We start from the raw sequence: 18,361 nt of genomic DNA on the forward strand, positions 1-18,361 counted from the left end.
ATTTCTAGTAATTTAAATTATAAGGAATACCTTCTTTTTTTAAACTAAAAGTGTGCAATATCTATGGCTCTTAAACATATAAAAAACAACATATACATTGATATTTTACTCAAATAATTTATCATACTTGCAAATAAATTTATAATAAGGATTTTTTATGAATGACATTTTAAACTTAATGAAAGATTTGAGCAATGCATTTGGCCCTTCTGGTTTTGAAGATGACGTTATAAATGTTATAAAAAATAATACTTCATTTATAGATAATGAAAGAGATTCTATCAATAATCTATATTTAGGATTACAAAAAATAGATAAAAATAAACCTATTGTAGGATTAGACTGTCATATAGATGAAATTGGATTTATGGTAGAACATATTAATAACAATGGTACTTTATCATTTATAACATTAGGAGGCTGGCATATACCTAATATAGTATCAAATTCTGTTGTTATAAAATCTTCTTCCGGAGAATATGTTAAAGGAGTTATAGGATCGAAACCTCCTCATTTTATGACTGATGAAGATAAAAGACGCTTGCCTACCCTACAAGATATGTATATTGATGTTGGAACTAGAAGCAAAGAAGAAACTGAAAAAGTATTCGGAATAGAAATAGGCGATCCTGTAGTACCTGATGTTGATTTCAGATATGATGAAAGAACAAAAAGTATATGTGCCAAAGCGATAGATAATAGAGTTGGTGCTTTATGTGTTATAGAAACATTAAAAGCATTAAAAGATGAAAAATTAGATGTTAATTTAGTTGGAATGATGACATCACAAGAGGAAGTTGGAGCAAGAGGTGCTGCAGTTGCTGCCAATAAAGTAAAACCTGATTTAGTTATAGTATTTGAAGGTTCTCCTGCTGATGATACTTTCTATTATGGTGACAGAGCACATGGAGCAATTGGAAAAGGTTCTCAGCTTAGAGTAATTGACGGAGGCATGATCACTAATCCTAGATTAAATAAATATACTATAGAAATAGCAAAGAAAAATAATTTAGCTCATCAAGTTATAGTACGTGAAAAAGGTTCAACTAATGGTGCCGTTTATCATAAAACTAATTTAGGCTCTCCAAGCGTTGTTTTAGGTGTTGCTACAAGATATGCTCATAGTCATTATTGTTATGCTTCTTATGATGATATAATTGCTTCTATAGAGATAGCTAAAGCATTGATAAAAACTCTAAATAAAGAAAAAATAAAAGAATTCTAATTGATAAAAATTATATAATAAAAAAACGGCATTATATTTCTTTATGAAATTCAATGCCGTTTTATTATTTATTACTAAAAATATATTCTATTTTTTTAAATGCCTTATATCTATATTATTAGTTGTAGTCAAATTCGTATCAAAATTTAATATAACTTCCAATTTATTAGCCTCATGCCAATAATTTTGATCAAAACTCATTTTAAATCCGATTCTTTGCCCCAATGGAAATTTAACATCATAAAAAGAATCATCACCGGTAAATATTAATTTCTTATTTCTATATAATGATAAAGAAGCTTTTAAATTTTCTACATTAATAGAATTTGTATAATTATTATTTTCAACTTCTATTGTAACAAGCACTGCCTCATCATCATAATATTCAAGATTATTAATCTTTACTTCTATAGGTACGCTTGTTTTTAGAGCACTAAAATATGGTATATTATTAAAAAAACCTCTTTTATAAAGAAGCAAAGCTATTACTAATAAAGTAAGAAAAGTTCCATATAAAAACATGAACCATTTCTTTGCAAAAATGCTCACTTCTCTTTTAGGAGCAGGAGGTTTTGTTTCTCTATTATTGTAAAACTCTAATTCTGGTTTTTTAGGGTCGTAAACTTCTCTTGGCAAATTACTTATATCCTTTTTAATATTTTATATGATATATTAGCTAAATCCTTAGGCTGTATATAGTCATTTCCAAATTTCTTTGATAAAATATTGAAAGCTCTTGCCTGTATTATTAATGCTAATTTTGAAGCATCTAATACATTTATTTTTCTAGCTAGCAATGCCCCTATAAAGCCTGCAAATACATCTCCCATTCCTGCTTTACCCATAGAAGATCTAGGATTATAATTTATATATATATCATTATTATGCATTAAAAAACTTACAGCATCTTTTAATATTATAGTTGCATTAGTTTTTTGTCTATATCTCAATAATGAAGCATAAGGGTTTTCTAATGTTTCTATATGATTTATTTGAGTCAATTTTTCAAATTCATATATATGAGGAGTCAATATAAAATTATTTGAAAGTTCATTTAATGTACTTTCAAACATCAAATATAAAGCATCAGCATCTATAACAGTAGGAACAGTTATCTGTTTTAGAATACTATTTATAAATACTTCAGTATCCATATTCCTTCCTAATCCAGAACCTATTATACAAGCACTGCTTCTGTTTATATAATTTACTATTTCTATATCATTTTCAGTGAAATATTTCTGATTTTCTTCACCAACACCTATAATAACCACTTCAGGCATAGAAGGAGTAATAGCATCTCTTATATTTTTAACTATTCCATTAGGTACATATAATCTTATATACCCTACTCCAAGTCTATAAGCAGCATGTACTGATAATACGGCAGCTCCTATATAATCATCGCTTCCTGCTACTATAGATAACATTCCTTGTTCTCTTTTGCTGAAGAATGCATTTCTATTTATATTTATCTTCTCATTATAATCTATTAATTTAGCCTTATATCCCCAACTATCCAATATACTTTCCGGAAATATAGACTTTATCATAAATAATTTTCCTATATATTCTCTAGTTCTATATAAGAAAAATATATCTTTTGCAAAACATACAGTATAAGTTTCATCAGCTTTAAAACAGCTGTTTACATTATCATAATCATTTATTTTAGAAGCAAGTCCTGAAGGTATATCTATAGCTATTCTCAAAACATCCATTTGATTCAAATTATCAATTAATACTTTTTGAATGCCCTCTAATGGTCTGTTTCCTCCAGTTCCGAATAATGAATCTAGTACTATAGATTTTCTTTCAATATTTTCTACAGCATTATAAACATCTTCTTCACTTCCTAAATAACTTATATCTACATTCATAGATTTTAATATATTAAAATTAGCATAAGTATCTTTATTTACCCTGTCAAGATTGCCTGTTATATATATTTTTACATCATATCCATTTTGTATAAGATATCTTCCTATAGCAAGACCATCTCCTCCGTTTCCTCCAACAGATGAAAAAATATACACAGTTTTTGTATACAATAATTTTCTATGTCTTTTCAATAATAAATAAAAAATCTCGCTAGCCACATGTTCCATTAATAATATAGAAGGAATCTTTTCTGTGGTTTTTTTATCTATATTAATTAAATCTTCTGTAGTTACAACTTTCATTTTGACATTCCCAATTTTTGTTTTATTGTTTCCACAAATGATAATAAAGCATTTTCATCTAATTGTCCATATTTTATAATATCACTATATGCACTTTTTGTAGAACTATTCTCTTTTAAAATATTAGAATATGTTTTTGGAGGTATCATATTAGAATTATTTTTAAATACATTCAAATCATAATATGCTGATAATTTTAATGCCCATAAAGCATGATTAAACTTTTTATCATTTACTAATATAGGATAAATTGCCATATAACATTTTGATAATGTATTATCCAAATACTTAACATCTTTTACAGCATAAAAGCTAGGCATATTTCTATATGATATACTGCTTCCTTTCTTTATAATATTGCTTATTTTATATTTATCATTATTATAACTGTATATTAAAGGCCAATAAGTAGAATCTCCATACAATGATTTTGCTACATCCCAATAATACATATCTTTAGATGTTATATATGATAGATTAACAGAATCCATATCATTAAAGAATGTATCTACTATATCATAAAGTTTCTGATTTCCTATATTATTTTCTGCCACATGCTTATTACTGCCATAATAAACAGACACTACAGCCCCAATTATTAGTATAAATATTATTATACAAGCTACTTTGAATATTCCGCCTATTAATGATGATTCAGACTTTTTACTCTCTGAATTGTTCATATTATCCATATTGTTCCTATTGATTTCCTTAAACTGTTTTTTATTTGTACTTAATAATTCTGATTCTACTTTTTCATTTATCTCTCTATTATATTCTGCAGCATCATATTCATCTGCATCAATATTATTAGGATCCAAAAGTTCTTCTTTTGTATATTCCTTCATTACAGGATAATCAATTGACTTCTCAGCTTCTTTATTTTCATCTTTCAAATCATCACTGTCGAAATTATTAATATCCAAAAGCTCTTCCTCTGTATACTCTCTCATTACCGCAGAATAATTTGAGTTTTCATTATCAGTCTTTTGTGATTCAGAATTATCTTCCAAATTACTATTATTATCGACATTTAAAACTTCTTCTTTTTCTTCTATATTACCATTTATTTCATTATTATTTGCTTCTTCATTATCCTTTTTCTCATTGAGAGCTTTTATCATACTGTTTAAATCTATATTATTATATGATTTATTCTTCCATATATCGCTTATTATATTATTATCTTCTTCTACTATTTCTTCTAAATTTTCATCATTTTTGTTTTCTGCTCTTTTACTGATTATTTGATTGTCCAATTCCTCTAAAATATCCTCAACAACTTCTTCATTATTATAGTTATTAATTATATCTTTCAAATGTTTATCAGCTTCAAAAGTTATTTTATTTCCTAAAAATGTACCAAAATTCTCTATATGTACTTTTTCTTCTTTTGAAATATCTTTTATATTTTTAAATATGCTTTTATAAATAGATTTTTCTAAAAATATGTCTTTTATATCTTTACTTGTTATACTTATAGACTCTAATGAATCATCAAAACTTCCATCTTCTTCATTTGAAAATAGTATTTCTTTATTTTCATTCAAACTTATAATACCCAACTTATCCATATAGAATCTATTTCCATTTAATATTGAAAAAGTTACTTTTTGAAAAAGTTTATTTATAATTTGATTTGATTCTTCATCATTTATATGAAATTCATTTGATATATTTTCTATTAATTTATTGCTTGTACTAAACATATTTTACCTTAAAAATTTATATAGCGTTTTCAAGAATTATATATCAATTTAGAATAAAAAAAAGCCTAATTTACAAGAAAATTAGGCTAAAAATAAAATTAGTGTATACTTTTATCTTATAGATAATCTTTCAACCACTCTTTTAATTGAGCTTCATTTTTCATACCTTCAGCTCTTTTAATTAATTGACCGCCTTTAAATACTATTAAAGTAGGTATAGATTGAACACCGTATTCAGCAGCGATTTCTTCAGCTTCATCAACATTAACAGCTCCAAAATTCATCTTATCTGAATATTGATCTGCTACTTTATGCAATACAGGAGTTTGCATTTTACAAGGTCCGCACCATTCAGCAAAAAAATCAACTAATGTAGCTTTATCTTCAGAGATAACAGTTTTAAAATTATCTGCTTTTAATTCTTGTACTGACATATTTGTTTTCCTCTCTTATTTTTTTATTTATTTTATTAGTATACTCTAACTTAATCAAAAGTCAATATCTTTTTATATTTTTTTATATACTTATACCCAGTATATAAAATTTGACTTTTTTACTCTTGATATATAATAAGCTTTCTTATTATAACAACACTTACTATAAGGATACTTACTTTGGAGAATCTGCATTTTTTATTAATGAAAGCTAATTCTATATTCGCCCGCAAAATAATAAGCGAAGCAAATAAAATAGGACTTACATCCGGTCAGCCAAAAGTATTGTATTTTTTACATCAATTTAAAGAAGCTGATCAAAAAACTATAGCCAATTATTTAGAAATAGAACAAGCAACTGTTGGAAGCATACTTTTAGGAATGGAACATTCAGGACTCATTATAAGAAAACAAAAAGATGGAAACAGACGATCTCTATATGTTTCTTTAACAGATAAAGGTATTGAAGCTGCTGAAAACATGCAAGTCATTTTCAAAAATACTGAAGATATTGCAACCGTAGGATTATCTGATCAGGAACAGGAAGAATTAAAAAGATTATTAACGAATATATGTGATTCACTAAAAAAAATTTAAAAAAGGAATTGAATATGAACAAAGAAATTTTCAAATCTCATTTTATTGAAAGATGTATTATATTAATAGCAGGACTTGCTATTATGGCATTAGGTATAGCATTTTCTATTAAAGCTGCATTAGGAATATCACCTATTTCAAGTGTGCCTTATGTAACAAGCCATATATCAGGTTTATCTGTTGGTCAGACAACTATAATTATAAATATTATTTTTATATTATTACAAATAGTTCTTCTTAGAAAAAATTATGATTTATTTCAGCTTTTTCAAATACCGGCACTTGTTTTATTCGGTATTATGATAGACTTCTCTCAATATTTAATAAGAAATATAACTTATTCAAATTATTTTCAGCAATGGGGATTATGCATATTAGGCATACTTTTACTTGGCTTAGGTGTTAGTTTAGAGATCATGGCAAAATTAGTTACTACTCCGGGAGAAGGTGTTGTACTTGCTATTTGTAAAGTATTTTCTGTTAAATTCGGCAATATAAAAATAGCATTCGATGTTGTATTGGTATTGATATCAATTACTACTGTTATGTTATTTGTGGGACATTTAGAAGGAGTGAGAGAAGGTACTATTGCTGGAGCTATTCTTGTTGGATTTACAGCAAAACAATTAAGTAAGCCTTTAAAAGTATTGGAGGAGAAATATTTACTATCAGAAAATTAATTTATACTAAAAGTTTTAGAGTTTGTCATTTTTTTAGTCAACTTTTTCCCGCCGCATACGCTCTGCGGACTTCGTCAAAGAACCAAAAAGTGCAAGGATAGAATTAGTACTAAATCATACTAATTTTGTCTTACATGTAAGATAATTTTTAAATTAAAGCCTATATGTAGCCTTTCGCGAAGCGTATCCGAGCTTGTCGAGAATATAGCTTCTTTGTGGCATACCTAAAGGTACTCCCTTCGGTCGCAAAAGAAGTGGGGTGCTTGCGAAGCACACAAAGTGGTGGGCAAAGCCCTGCAGATATTTAAAATTTAAAAAAATTATTTTTGACAAAATATAGTTGTTTAGGTATATACTAAAAATTTTTAAGTTTGTTAAAAAATATTTTTCATTTTATTATTTAAAATTTGAAGCATTCAAAAATTAATAAATAAAACTTTTTTCAACTAATAAATATATCCTTTTTTGTACAAAATAATAAGCTTACAATAAAAATAAATATTGTAAGCTTGTTATTTCTTCTATTAATCTATTTCATTATATCTTCTGGTATAGTAAGTCCCAATGTTTTTATCATATTGGTATTAACTACAAAATTATAACTATCAACTGTTTCTAAAGGTATATTTTTTATATCTTTTATTCCTTCCAAAACTTCTATAGCTTTTTTAGCTGTAAGTATTCCCATATCATAATAATCAACAGAGTATGTAACAGTTCCTCCTATTTTGGTCATACCAGCATCAGCACAAACGACAGGTAACTTTTCACTTTCTTCTATCATTGCCACATTAGCCATGCTATTAGCTATTATATTATCAGTTGGAGAAAATATAGCATCAACTTTATTAACAGCACTTAACATCATTTGATTTATTTCATTAGCATTAGCAACAGTTAAATCAACATATTCCAATCCTAAAGAATCAAATTTTTCTTTTGCTAATTTTATTTGATATATAGAATTGATTTCACTTGAACAATATAAAAGTCCTATTTTCTTGGCATTAGGTAATAATTTATGCATTAAATCTATTTGTTTTTCTATAGGAGGAAGATTTATAGTTCCGGTTACATTTACATTAGGCTTATTTAAATTAGTTACTAATCTTGCTCCTATTGGATCGCCTATTCCAGAAACTATTACTGGTATGTCTTTTGTTAAATTTACAACCGATTGTGCAGAAGGTGTTCCTATTGCTATTATTATATCATTTTTATCATTTACAAATTTCTGTGCTATAGTATTACAATTTGCCTGTTCTCCTTGTGCATTCTGATAATCTATAACTATCTTCTTATTACTGGACTTATAATATTTATTTAATTCATCTACTATTCCCTTATAAATTAAATCTAAAGCGTCATGTTCTATCATCTGACTTATACCTATATTGATGATATTTTCATTTTTTATTTTACTAACATTATTAGCTTTGCTTATGCTGAATGTTGTAATAAATACTAATAAAATTACTGATATTATTATAATATTCCTTTTCATTGTTCATTCCTTATATAATTACTTTATGTAGTAATATTACTATATAAAGTAATGATTGTCAATACTATTTATAGTATTTTTTATTTTTTTCTTGATTATTATTAAAATATATGTATCATTATTATATTATTATTTATAAGGTTTATTATTATGAAAATACTTTTAATAAAGCAAACATCTTTAGGTGATGTTTTACATATGACTCCTGTTATAAGAGCATTAAAAAAATGGAATAAAGACTGCACTATTGATGTTGTAACAGATAAACGAGCATTAGGAATATTAGAAAATAATCCTTATATAAATAAATTATATGTTTTAGATATATATAAATACGAAAATGAAATATTTAAATCTCCTTTATTATTTTTCTCTACAATAAGAGATTTCTTTTCACATATAAAAGAAGTAAGAAAAGAGCATTATGATATAGCTATGGATTTACAAGGACTTGAAAGGAGTGTTATATTTTTATATTTATGTCATGCAAAAAAGAAATACGCTAAAGGAAAATGGTTTGGAGTAAAAAGTAATTATTATAAAGATATAAATGCTATAGTAGGATTAATATCATTTTTAAAATTTATAGACTGTCCAGATGATGGTACTGATTTGGACTATTTTCTACCTGACAATATAGCTGAACAGTTTAATAAAAAAGTAGAACATATAAAATATACTATTAACAGTAATTTTAATATTAATAAGGAATATGTAGTTTTTTCCCCTTTCTCAAGATGGGATACTAAAGATTTATCCGTAAAAAAATCAAGAGAGATAATAGAAGAAATACAAAAATTAAAAGATATACAAATAGTATTATCAGCTACTTCAGATTATGAGAAAGAATGTGCAGAGATATCAGCAGGTTTCAATAATGTATTAAATTCTGCAGGACTTTTTAATTTACCGGAATTAGCTTATTTAATAAAAAATTCAAAAGGAATGGTAACAGTAGATTCATTTCCAATGCATACAGGCTGTGCATTCCAAAAACCGCTAATAGCAATATTCGGCCCTACCAGTGAAGTGCGTGTTGGCCCTATAGCAAAAAATTCTGAAACTATGAGAGTTGAAAATTTAGAATGTGCCAGATGCTACAAAAGAAAAAATTGTCCTAATAATCATATATGCATAGAAAATATTGATGCAAAAATTTTAGCAAAAAGATTCATTGAAAAAATAGAAAAAATAGAATCATAAAATTATTTTTTACTTTGATTTATTTTTTACTTTGCAAAGCAGCATATATTTTTTCTATGCCTATACGTTTAGCAAGTTCAACTATTTCTAAATCTTCATCATTAAGTGTATCCAGTTCATATCCTTCAGCTATAGACAAAAATTCCTTTATAATGCTCTCATTGTAGGCATTTTCTAATAAAAATAATTTTGTTGTTTTTATATTAATTTCTCTTACATATTTTGAATATTTATTTCTTACTGCATTTATTTTTTCTTCAACTTCATTTTCATCTTCTGCTATGCCGTAAACATTTATATCTATAATATCATTAATATTCCATTCTTCTGCTTTTTTATCCAAACTAGATAAGCTGTAAATATTAGTTTCATAAACTCTATATTCACCGGCATTTTTTATATTTATAAATGTTTTATTTATGCTTCCATTTTTAATATCTATAGATAAACATCTTCTTGTACCCATTTCGGATTTACTTCTTCTCCATACTCTGGCAGAACCAGTATATATTATATCTATATTATCAATATTTACTTCCATTTGTTTATGTATATGCCCTACTATTGCAAAGTTAGGATCTATTTTTTTTATTATATCTATAGGTATGCTTGCTGCTTCTTCATTTTCTTCGATAGCCCATAATGTGCCTTCAACTATTCCATGAGCTATTAATATTCTATTATTGGCATTTAAACTTTCTATTTTTTTATTCAATTCATTATCTATAATATATTTTTCACTATAAGGCAAAGCTGCAATATCCAAATCATCAATATTAAAAAAAGTTATATTTTCTATCACTATAACATTTTCAGGAAATTTCAATTTACTTAATGTTATGCCATTAGATTTTAAATTTTCATGATTACCCTTGAGTAAATATACATTTTTTTGATAATCTTCCATCTTTTTTGAAAATATATCTTTTAATCCCTGTAAATCTTCAAAAGTATTGAAAGTATCACCTAAAAGCATTAAGGCATCATAATCCTTTGCATACTCAATTATTTCATCTAATACGGAAAGTGAATATTCTTTTTCCTGCATACTCAAATGTAAATCGCTTGATATTAATAATTTAGCCATAAAATTCTCTTTTATTATAGTTAATAATATTATCGTTAATAATGATTAATAATTTTTATTGAAACTGTATTTTTGTATTATAAATTAAATATATTAATTAATCAATATTATAGTCATTATAAATATATCAATGATATTGTTAATATTTAATTCTTAAATATACAAAATATAGTCGTTTAGGTATATACTAAATATTTATATTATTTTATGAAAAAGAATTTTATTAACAAAAAATTATGATTAGCAATATAAATTTTTAGGAATATTTTTAATTTTACGTATTAATGTATGAGGATATTTATATCATAAAATTATATTTAATTGTATGTTAATTTGTATAAAATTATAGATATGGTTTTAATTTATATATAGAAGTTTATTAAATTTATGTATTCGCAATAGGGTAATATTATGAAAAATAAGTTATACTTTATATTACTTTTATTAATTTTAATAATAATATTGATAATGTCATGTAAAAAAGTAAATCTATTATGGCCAAACAATATACCGCCCCCAACAGCATTTCCAAATATAGAAGATGATAAAGAAGAAATACCAGACTACCCAAACCCAACTCCTCTCCCAACGCCTCCAGAGGAAGGAGATATTGAAGAAAAGCCAATCGAAGTGAAACCAGAAGTAGTTCCAGATGGTATAGTATTCGGCGGATACGGAAGAAGATTTAAATTCAAAAACGAATGGTATGTTTTAGCAACTAATGAATATGAATACAAGCCTGAAACTAAAACACTTAATCCTACAGGCAAAGCAGCAATATTAAAACTAGAAAATGACGGAAGCACAATAACAAAAATATACGATATTGATTTAGGAAATTTAGAAGAAACCGAATGCTGGAAACATTTAAATTCAAAAAAATTGATAATAGAAGCAAATAGACTTCGTATAAGTGTAGGAGCAAAAGGAAAAGGCAGTTATACTGTTACAGAATATTATTTTCCTGACTGCAATTTTCAGGATGTTGATTCATGGAGGCTTGTTACAGGAAAAGATTATATTGTATATTATAAAAATAGAGAATCCAGTGATCTTATAAATTGGATTGACTCTGCTGATACAATGGGCAAAACATATTATTTGCCTGATACTAATTTTAATGATCCAACTATACAAGGAAGATTAGGAACTGAAAGTATAGCTGCTTATAATGTAATTTATATTAATGGAAAACTATTGGCTAAATTTGACAGAACATTTATAGATGAAAACCCCACAGGATTTAGAGATCCATCAGCAGGTAATTTTTCTACATGTAATAGAGAATATTATATTGTAGATATTAATAAAGATACTTCAGATAATAAAAATTGGGTTACTAATGAATTTCCTTTTAAAGAAAAAAGAAACTATGTAAATTTTTATTTGGGTAATAATAAATTATATATAGGTAGAGGATGGGAGTATCATTTTGAATATGGTGATTATGAAAAATATGATGGTACTATAATACGTGACTGTTGGTATAATGTTACGGATGCTAATTATTCCGATAAAAATGGAATATGGTCAACAGAAGACGGTATAAATTGGAAAGAAGAAAAAAATGTAAATTTGAGTCAATTAAAACGTTTTAGAACAGATGAGCTTCATGATACTGTTGGAAACTATGAAGCTCCTAACGGTACGCCTTTAGAGCCTTCTTATACTGAATTAAACGGCAAATATTATAGGACTTTTAATATTACTTATCCTATGCCTCCAATAAAAGAGATTATGGAAACTGTTGATAGACTTGAAACTAATTTCATTGTTACAGAGGAGTATGTTAAAAAATCTGGTGCTTATCAGCTGCAAGTATCTTCAGTTCCTCCAGATAAAGCACAGGAATCCGACTGGGTTAATGTTGTACCTAATAATGAAATAACTTCTGTAATAGGTTGGGAAAACGGCGGAGCTGATTTATTTACTTTCAATAATAAGATAGTGCGTTTAGTTGATTATGACAGACAGTTTAAACTTAATACACAATATGAAACTGCTTTAAATCTTTCACAAAAATATTATGCCTTACTTGAGGCTTCTAAAACTATGGAAGATTATAAAAAGTATGACTATTATTTCTTATACTATAAAGCTATGGCAGAAATGCTTAAGATGATTAAGGATAAGGGTAATGACTATTTCCGCCCTGATGAGGCTGTTACTCATTATACTTTTGAATTGAATTAATATTGAAAATAGATTATACAATATGCTCAATATATTGAAATTTAATTTATATAATAGTATCATCAATATACTTTTATTATAGGGGCTGATTATGGATAAGGAATACGCTAAACATTTGATGGAAATATACAAAGATAAAGTACTTCATGAGAGAATGAAAAGAAGACTTGAATATTTTGAGAGAGTTTTTAAAAGAGATAATGATAAAAGATTATTTGCTGAATTGGCATTTTGTATATGCACACCTCAGACAAAGGCAAGAAGCGGTGCTGCTGCTATAATTGATTTATACAATAACAATTTGCTTTTTAATGGGAGTGCTGAAAAAGTAGCTAATATATTAATAAAACATGTAAGATTTCATAATATGAAAGCTGATAATATAGTTCTTGCTAGAAAACTTTATTTTCCAAAGGGACAATTTATATTAAAAGATAGAATTAATGAAGCTGTAAAAAATGATACTATGGTAGAATTAAGAAATCAGCTAGCAAAAGAAGTTAAAGGCTACGGACTTAAAGAAGCAAGTCATTTTCTTAGAAACATAGGGTTCGGACAAAAGATTGCCATACTTGACAGACATATAATGCGTGTAATGGATAAATTAAGTATTTTGCCTGAAGGTATGACTCCAAAAACAAGCCTTACAAAAAATAATTATCTTCAATGCGAATCTAATTTAGTGGAATATTCAAAAAGCGAAAAAATTCCAATGGAGTATTTGGATTTCGTATTCTGGTATGATGCTACTAATGATATATTCAAATAATTAATATTTATTAAAACAGATAAAATATATAAACATGTGTATATTTTTATATATGCAGGTTTTTTTATACCTAAACAAATATATTTTGTCAAAATAAATTTATATTTTTGACAAAGTATAGTTGTTTATGTATATATTATTAATAATTATAATTGCATATACAAAATGTTACCGTTTAAGTATACAGATTTTTAATATTATGATTTATAAAGTTAAATAAAATTATTTAGATATTAAAATTTATGGAATTATCTTAATACACCAAATTCTATAATATTTCTATTATCTACTTCTTCAGGATTTGGAATAGGATATTCTGACATATCTTTACCTTCACGTAAAGTATTATATATAGTTAAATTATTTTTTCTCCAATCTGCTAATCTTTGCTTATACTCTCTTGTATATCCTAAAGTCATTTTTAATCTATTATTATTATCAAGTATAAAACCAACAACCATTTTTACATTATCATCTGGTATAGAATCTCTTACCTCTCTAGCCACATATTTTAAAGGCATTTTTTCATAATAATAGGCATTAGTCGGAGTTTCAGCATATAATAATGTACCTGAACCTCTTTTCATTCCATTTATTCTGTATTCTACATTTCCATTATCTTTAAATACATATAAATAGCCGTTCGGAGCCATTACACTTTTGCCTTTTACTTTTTTTATCCATACACTATTATAATTTTTTCCACCGTCAGCTAATTTTGTATTAGAAGCACAAGAAGTAATCAAAAATAGTAAAATACACACGATATATGGTTTCATAATAAGTTTTCCATTATACAAATATACAAAATAATTATTACTATATATTGTCGGCATTTGATTTATTTATCAATATATATTTTTTTTTTCATTAATATATTATTGTTCATCTATTGCTATTTAATAAAATATTACTTATATTATAGCAAAATATTTTTATGACTTTATAAGTGGTAAAATCAATATGTTTAACAATGAATCTATAGCAAAAATATTAGTAGAAAAGTTTATAAACAGTGAAGAATTTTTAAATTTCGATATAGAAAAATCAACAAGTATTACAGGACTTAAAGGCGGAAGCGATGCATTATTTTTTGCCTCGCTATTTTTTAAAGGAAACAGCATATTAATAATAAAAGAAAATGAAAGCGATGCTATGCTTTTAAGTCAGTCTTTAAATTTCTATAATATAACTAATTACTATTTTCCAGATTATGATACAGTACCATTTACAAAAATGTCTCCTGTTACAGATATAGCACAAGACAGAATAAATATTTTATACAAATTATTAAATAAAGAGAAATGTATTGTAGTTACCACTATTAATGCTATAACTAGAAAAATAGCAAACCGTGAAGATATAAAAAAACTTTATATAGAACTTCATGTAGGCGACAAATTAGATTTAGAGAATTTAAGATTACAATTATATGATTTAGGATATGTCATAGAAAGAGAAGTAGCTGAAAAAGGTACTGCCTCAGTAAGGGGAAGCATAGTAGATATATTTTCTGTGGAATATGATAATCCTATAAGAATAGAAATGTTTGATGAAGAAATTGAAAGCATAAGACTTTTTAATATAGAAGACGGAAGATCTTTCAAAAGCATAAAAGATATTGTAATTTATCCGGTTCGTGAAGTTGTATACAGTGATACTGCGGTGGAGGAATTCATAAATAATAATGAACTTGAAGCTGAATTAAAAGACAGCATAAGTAAAAGAAAATACTTCGCAGGAAGTGAAAATTTACTTCCTTTGTTTTATAATAATTTGGAAACTATATTTGATTATTTTGATTACGGATACATATTTATAGATGATGCTTTAAAACTAAAAACAAAATTGATAAATGTATTAGATACAATAAGAGAAAATTTCAATGATATAGATAATATGTTTAGAATAGTAGGCGACATTGAAAACCTATACATAAATAATAATTATTTTTCTGAAATAGCCAGCAAAGCAATCAATATATCACCTTTTATAACGGATATTAATATACATAAATTTAATTTTCTTGAAGGCATATCTTTCAAATCAAGGCTTACTGACTTTTTAGATTATGTTAGGGAATACAGAGAAAAAGATTATCTTATAATACTTTCTACTGGTCATTATGATCAGGCAAATAGATTTTATAAAATAATGCAGGATTTATCCCCTATAGTAATAGCACCAGAAGACGAGAAAAAAGAAGAAAAAGAAAAAATACAAGAAACTGAAGAAAATAATAATCAAAAAGAAAATATTATTCAAGATTCAAATAATAATAATGAAGAAAATACTGTTGAAGAAGTTGTTTTAGAAGAAACAAAAAAAGAAGATAGAATAGTTTATGATTATTCAAAAAATGAAAATAATTTTTATATAATAACCACTCAGACGTCATCAGGATTTATAAAAGACAATATAAAAACAATATTCATAGCCGATTGGGAAGTTTTCGGACGTAAAAGAAAAAAGGTACGCAAAATTCCTAAAGTTAATAAAAACTTAATAGAAACATTTGTTGATTTGAATGTAGGAGATTATGCTGTACATGTCAATTATGGTATTGGTAAGTATTTAGGCCTTACAAGAAAAATGTCTAATGGAAAAGAAAAAGATTATATCACATTAGAATATGCAAAAGGCGATAAACTTTATATACCTGTAGAACAGATGAACTTCGTACAGAAATATATATCAGGACATGGAGAAGCTCCTAAATTAACACAGTTAGGCGGAAGTGCTTGGGATAAAATAAAGAGTAAAGCCAGAGAAGATGCATTAGCAACTGCTAGAGAATTAATTAAATTATATGCTATAAGGTCTAATATTAGAGGAAATGTTTACGGGCCTGATACACAATGGCAAGATGACTTTGAAGCTTCATTCAAATACGAAGAAACAGTTGATCAATTAAGAGCGATAAATGATATAAAAGATGATATGGAAAGCGGAAAAATGATGGATAGGCTCGTATGTGGAGATGTTGGTTTCGGTAAAACAGAAGTGGCATTCAGAGCTGTATTTAAAGCTATAATGGCAGGCAAACAATGTGCTATATTATGCCCTACAACAATATTATCCCAACAGCATTATAATAATGCTAAAAAAAGATTTGAAGATTTCCCTGTAAGAATAGAAGTATTAAATAGATTTGTAACTAGCAAACAAGCAAAAAGGAATAAAGAATTAATAAAAAATGGTTCATGCGATTTGATAGTAGGAACTCATATGCTTTTATCAAAAGACATAGATTTCAAAAATTTAGGTCTTATAGTAATAGACGAGGAGCAGCGTTTCGGTGTTAAGCATAAAGAAGCTTTAAAAAAACTTAGATTAGAAACAGATGTTCTTACACTTTCAGCAACTCCAATACCAAGAACTTTAAATATGGCTTTAACTGGAATAAGGGATATTAGTGTAATAGAAACTCCTCCTTTAAATAGAATTCCTGTAAAAACTTTTGTTACAGAGTTTACTGAAGAAGCTGTTGTTAATGCCATAGAAAGAGAATTAAAAAGAGATGGTCAAGTATTCTATCTCTACAACAGAATAGATACTATAGAATCATTTGCTTTAATGATAAAGAAACTTTGTCCTCAGGCAAGAATATGTGTAGCTCATGGAAGAATGACAGGACATCAGCTTGAAAAAATAATGAGCGATTTCATTAATCATAAATATGATATTTTAGTTTCAACTACAATAATAGAAAATGGAATTGATATACCTAATGCCAACACTATATTAATAGATAATGCAAATAAATTAGGTTTATCTGAATTATACCAATTAAGAGGAAGAGTTGGAAGAAGCGGCAGAGAGGCTTATGCTTATATGTTCTACCCTAGCGATTTAGCATTAACAGAAGTTGCTTATAAAAGACTTGAGGCTATATCAGAACATACAGACCTTGGAGCAGGATTTAAAATTGCTATGCGTGATTTAGAAATAAGAGGTGCTGGTAATATATTGGGTAAAGAACAGTCTGGAATGATATATCAAGTTGGTTATGAACTTTATACTCAAATGCTTGAAGAAGCTACCAATGAATATAAAGGTGAAATAAAAGAAGTTACTTTTGATACTGTTATTGATTTAAAGCATAATTTATTTATACCAGATTCATATATAGCAGATTCAAAAGAGAAAATATCAGCCTACAAACTTATAATGCGTTCTCAAAGCGATGAAGATATTGATTATGCTAAAGAATTTATGATTGATAAGTACGGCAAACTTCCAAAGGAATTAGATGATATTTTTGATATAGCAAGGCTTAAAGTTATATTAAAGAGAGTAAGAGTATTATCTGTTATGGAAGGTCATTATAATATATATCTTAAATTGGATAAGTATTCTAAAATTGATACTGATAAACTTATTAAATTAATTAATACTAAAGGTTCCGGAGTATATTTTGATAAAGATAATCTAAATCAATTAATAATACCTGTTCTAATGGATAAAGAAAATGATTTTGATTGGAAGGTAGAAAAGATAAAAAATACTATTCTTGAAATAGAAAGCGACAAAATAAATACTATAGAAACAAATGAAAACAACAATGATGAAAAAGATGATGAAGAAAATAAAATGTCTATTGCTGAAGCTAACTTTAAGAATAATAAAAATACTAAAAAAAGGACACTCACTAGAAGAAGCAAGGCTCCAAAAGTTATAAAGATAAATAAAAATTAAATTTGTTTAAGAGCCATAGATATTGCACACTTTTATTTTAAAAAAAGAAGGTATTCCTTATAATTTAAATTGCTATAAA

At 26.5% G+C, this 18,361-nt stretch carries 14 protein-coding genes; 7 read left to right on the plus strand and 7 right to left on the minus strand.

Annotated elements, in window-relative coordinates:
* Positions 1 to 157: 157 nt before the first annotated feature.
* A complete protein-coding gene (locus tag Q0K52_RS12090) occupies positions 158 to 1,225 on the plus strand; it encodes a M20/M25/M40 family metallo-hydrolase (protein ID WP_297299745.1) in 1,068 nt (355 codons plus the stop codon).
* A gap of 87 nt (positions 1,226 to 1,312) precedes the next feature.
* On the opposite strand, the gene Q0K52_RS12095 is transcribed toward Q0K52_RS12090, so the two are convergent.
* From Q0K52_RS12095 to trxA, 4 genes are all read right to left on the minus strand, one after another.
* The gene (locus Q0K52_RS12095; protein ID WP_297299747.1) at positions 1,313 to 1,861 is read right to left on the minus strand and encodes a hypothetical protein; all 549 of its coding nucleotides are present in this window, start codon (positions 1,859 to 1,861) and stop codon (positions 1,313 to 1,315) included.
* A gap of 5 nt (positions 1,862 to 1,866) precedes the next feature.
* Positions 1,867 to 3,408, minus strand: a complete 1,542-nt coding sequence (locus tag Q0K52_RS12100; RefSeq protein WP_297299749.1) for an NAD(P)H-hydrate dehydratase — start codon at positions 3,406 to 3,408, stop codon at positions 1,867 to 1,869.
* Complete coding sequence (locus Q0K52_RS12105; protein ID WP_297299751.1) at positions 3,405 to 5,117, minus strand: hypothetical protein; 1,713 nt, start codon at positions 5,115 to 5,117, stop codon at positions 3,405 to 3,407. Before Q0K52_RS12105 ends, Q0K52_RS12100 begins: the two co-directional genes overlap by 4 nt.
* Before the next feature lie 116 nt (positions 5,118 to 5,233).
* Entirely contained in the window at positions 5,234 to 5,551 is a 318-nt protein-coding gene (gene trxA / locus Q0K52_RS12110; RefSeq protein WP_297299752.1) for a thioredoxin, read from the minus strand.
* Between the two features lie 204 nt (positions 5,552 to 5,755).
* Between trxA and Q0K52_RS12115 the strand changes: the two genes are divergently transcribed.
* Both Q0K52_RS12115 and Q0K52_RS12120 read left to right on the plus strand, forming a co-directional pair.
* A complete protein-coding gene (locus Q0K52_RS12115) occupies positions 5,756 to 6,148 on the plus strand; it encodes a MarR family transcriptional regulator (RefSeq protein WP_297299768.1) in 393 nt (130 codons plus the stop codon).
* A gap of 14 nt (positions 6,149 to 6,162) precedes the next feature.
* Entirely contained in the window at positions 6,163 to 6,828 is a 666-nt protein-coding gene (locus Q0K52_RS12120; protein ID WP_297299753.1) for a DUF6198 family protein, read from the plus strand.
* A 529-nt stretch (positions 6,829 to 7,357) separates the two neighbouring features.
* On the opposite strand, the gene Q0K52_RS12125 is transcribed toward Q0K52_RS12120, so the two are convergent.
* Positions 7,358 to 8,332 carry an ABC transporter substrate-binding protein gene (locus tag Q0K52_RS12125; protein ID WP_297299754.1) on the minus strand — a complete coding sequence of 325 codons (975 nt, stop codon included), beginning with the start codon at positions 8,330 to 8,332 and terminating at the stop codon, positions 7,358 to 7,360.
* A gap of 150 nt (positions 8,333 to 8,482) precedes the next feature.
* Between Q0K52_RS12125 and Q0K52_RS12130 the strand changes: the two genes are divergently transcribed.
* The gene (locus tag Q0K52_RS12130) at positions 8,483 to 9,535 is read left to right on the plus strand and encodes a glycosyltransferase family 9 protein (RefSeq protein WP_297299755.1); all 1,053 of its coding nucleotides are present in this window, start codon (positions 8,483 to 8,485) and stop codon (positions 9,533 to 9,535) included.
* Between the two features lie 19 nt (positions 9,536 to 9,554).
* Here the strand turns inward: Q0K52_RS12130 and Q0K52_RS12135 are convergent, their stop codons facing one another.
* Positions 9,555 to 10,622: a metallophosphoesterase gene (locus tag Q0K52_RS12135; protein ID WP_297299758.1), complete on the minus strand. Its 1,068-nt coding sequence runs from the start codon at positions 10,620 to 10,622 to the stop codon at positions 9,555 to 9,557.
* Positions 10,623 to 11,033: 411 nt separating this feature from the next.
* Here Q0K52_RS12135 and Q0K52_RS12140 point away from each other — a divergent pair, with 411 nt between their 5' ends.
* Positions 11,034 to 12,815 (plus strand): hypothetical protein, encoded by a 1,782-nt coding sequence (locus Q0K52_RS12140; RefSeq protein ID WP_297299760.1) that lies wholly within the window; start codon positions 11,034 to 11,036, stop codon positions 12,813 to 12,815.
* 91 nt (positions 12,816 to 12,906) lie between these two features.
* Entirely contained in the window at positions 12,907 to 13,584 is a 678-nt protein-coding gene (locus tag Q0K52_RS12145) for a transcriptional regulator (RefSeq protein ID WP_297299762.1), read from the plus strand.
* A gap of 248 nt (positions 13,585 to 13,832) precedes the next feature.
* On the opposite strand, the gene Q0K52_RS12150 is transcribed toward Q0K52_RS12145, so the two are convergent.
* Positions 13,833 to 14,363, minus strand: coding sequence for a hypothetical protein (locus Q0K52_RS12150; protein WP_297299764.1), 531 nt, complete (start codon positions 14,361 to 14,363; stop codon positions 13,833 to 13,835).
* 184 nt (positions 14,364 to 14,547) lie between these two features.
* Between Q0K52_RS12150 and mfd the strand changes: the two genes are divergently transcribed.
* Positions 14,548 to 18,282: a transcription-repair coupling factor gene (gene mfd / locus Q0K52_RS12155; RefSeq protein ID WP_297299766.1), complete on the plus strand. Its 3,735-nt coding sequence runs from the start codon at positions 14,548 to 14,550 to the stop codon at positions 18,280 to 18,282.
* Positions 18,283 to 18,361 lie beyond the last annotated feature (79 nt).

The organism is uncultured Brachyspira sp. (assembly GCF_944390845.1).
Classification (GTDB): Bacteria; Spirochaetota; Brachyspiria; order Brachyspirales; family Brachyspiraceae; genus Brachyspira; species Brachyspira pulli.

What these genes read in the sequence shown, in the direction of transcription:
- Q0K52_RS12135 (WP_297299758.1), bottom strand. Translation starts at nt 10,622, where the DNA reads ATGGCTAAATTATTAATATCAAGCGATTTACATTTGAGTATGCAGGAA.
- Q0K52_RS12125 (WP_297299754.1), bottom strand. Translation starts at nt 8,332, where the DNA reads ATGAAAAGGAATATTATAATAATATCAGTAATTTTATTAGTATTTATT.
- mfd (WP_297299766.1), top strand. Translation starts at nt 14,548, where the DNA reads ATGTTTAACAATGAATCTATAGCAAAAATATTAGTAGAAAAGTTTATA.
- Q0K52_RS12140 (WP_297299760.1), top strand. Translation starts at nt 11,034, where the DNA reads ATGAAAAATAAGTTATACTTTATATTACTTTTATTAATTTTAATAATA.
- Q0K52_RS12115 (WP_297299768.1), top strand. Translation starts at nt 5,756, where the DNA reads ATGAAAGCTAATTCTATATTCGCCCGCAAAATAATAAGCGAAGCAAAT.
- Q0K52_RS12100 (WP_297299749.1), bottom strand. Translation starts at nt 3,408, where the DNA reads ATGAAAGTTGTAACTACAGAAGATTTAATTAATATAGATAAAAAAACC.
- trxA (WP_297299752.1), bottom strand. Translation starts at nt 5,551, where the DNA reads ATGTCAGTACAAGAATTAAAAGCAGATAATTTTAAAACTGTTATCTCT.
- Q0K52_RS12145 (WP_297299762.1), top strand. Translation starts at nt 12,907, where the DNA reads ATGGATAAGGAATACGCTAAACATTTGATGGAAATATACAAAGATAAA.
- Q0K52_RS12120 (WP_297299753.1), top strand. Translation starts at nt 6,163, where the DNA reads ATGAACAAAGAAATTTTCAAATCTCATTTTATTGAAAGATGTATTATA.
- Q0K52_RS12090 (WP_297299745.1), top strand. Translation starts at nt 158, where the DNA reads ATGAATGACATTTTAAACTTAATGAAAGATTTGAGCAATGCATTTGGC.
- Q0K52_RS12105 (WP_297299751.1), bottom strand. Translation starts at nt 5,117, where the DNA reads ATGTTTAGTACAAGCAATAAATTAATAGAAAATATATCAAATGAATTT.
- Q0K52_RS12150 (WP_297299764.1), bottom strand. Translation starts at nt 14,363, where the DNA reads ATGAAACCATATATCGTGTGTATTTTACTATTTTTGATTACTTCTTGT.
- Q0K52_RS12130 (WP_297299755.1), top strand. Translation starts at nt 8,483, where the DNA reads ATGAAAATACTTTTAATAAAGCAAACATCTTTAGGTGATGTTTTACAT.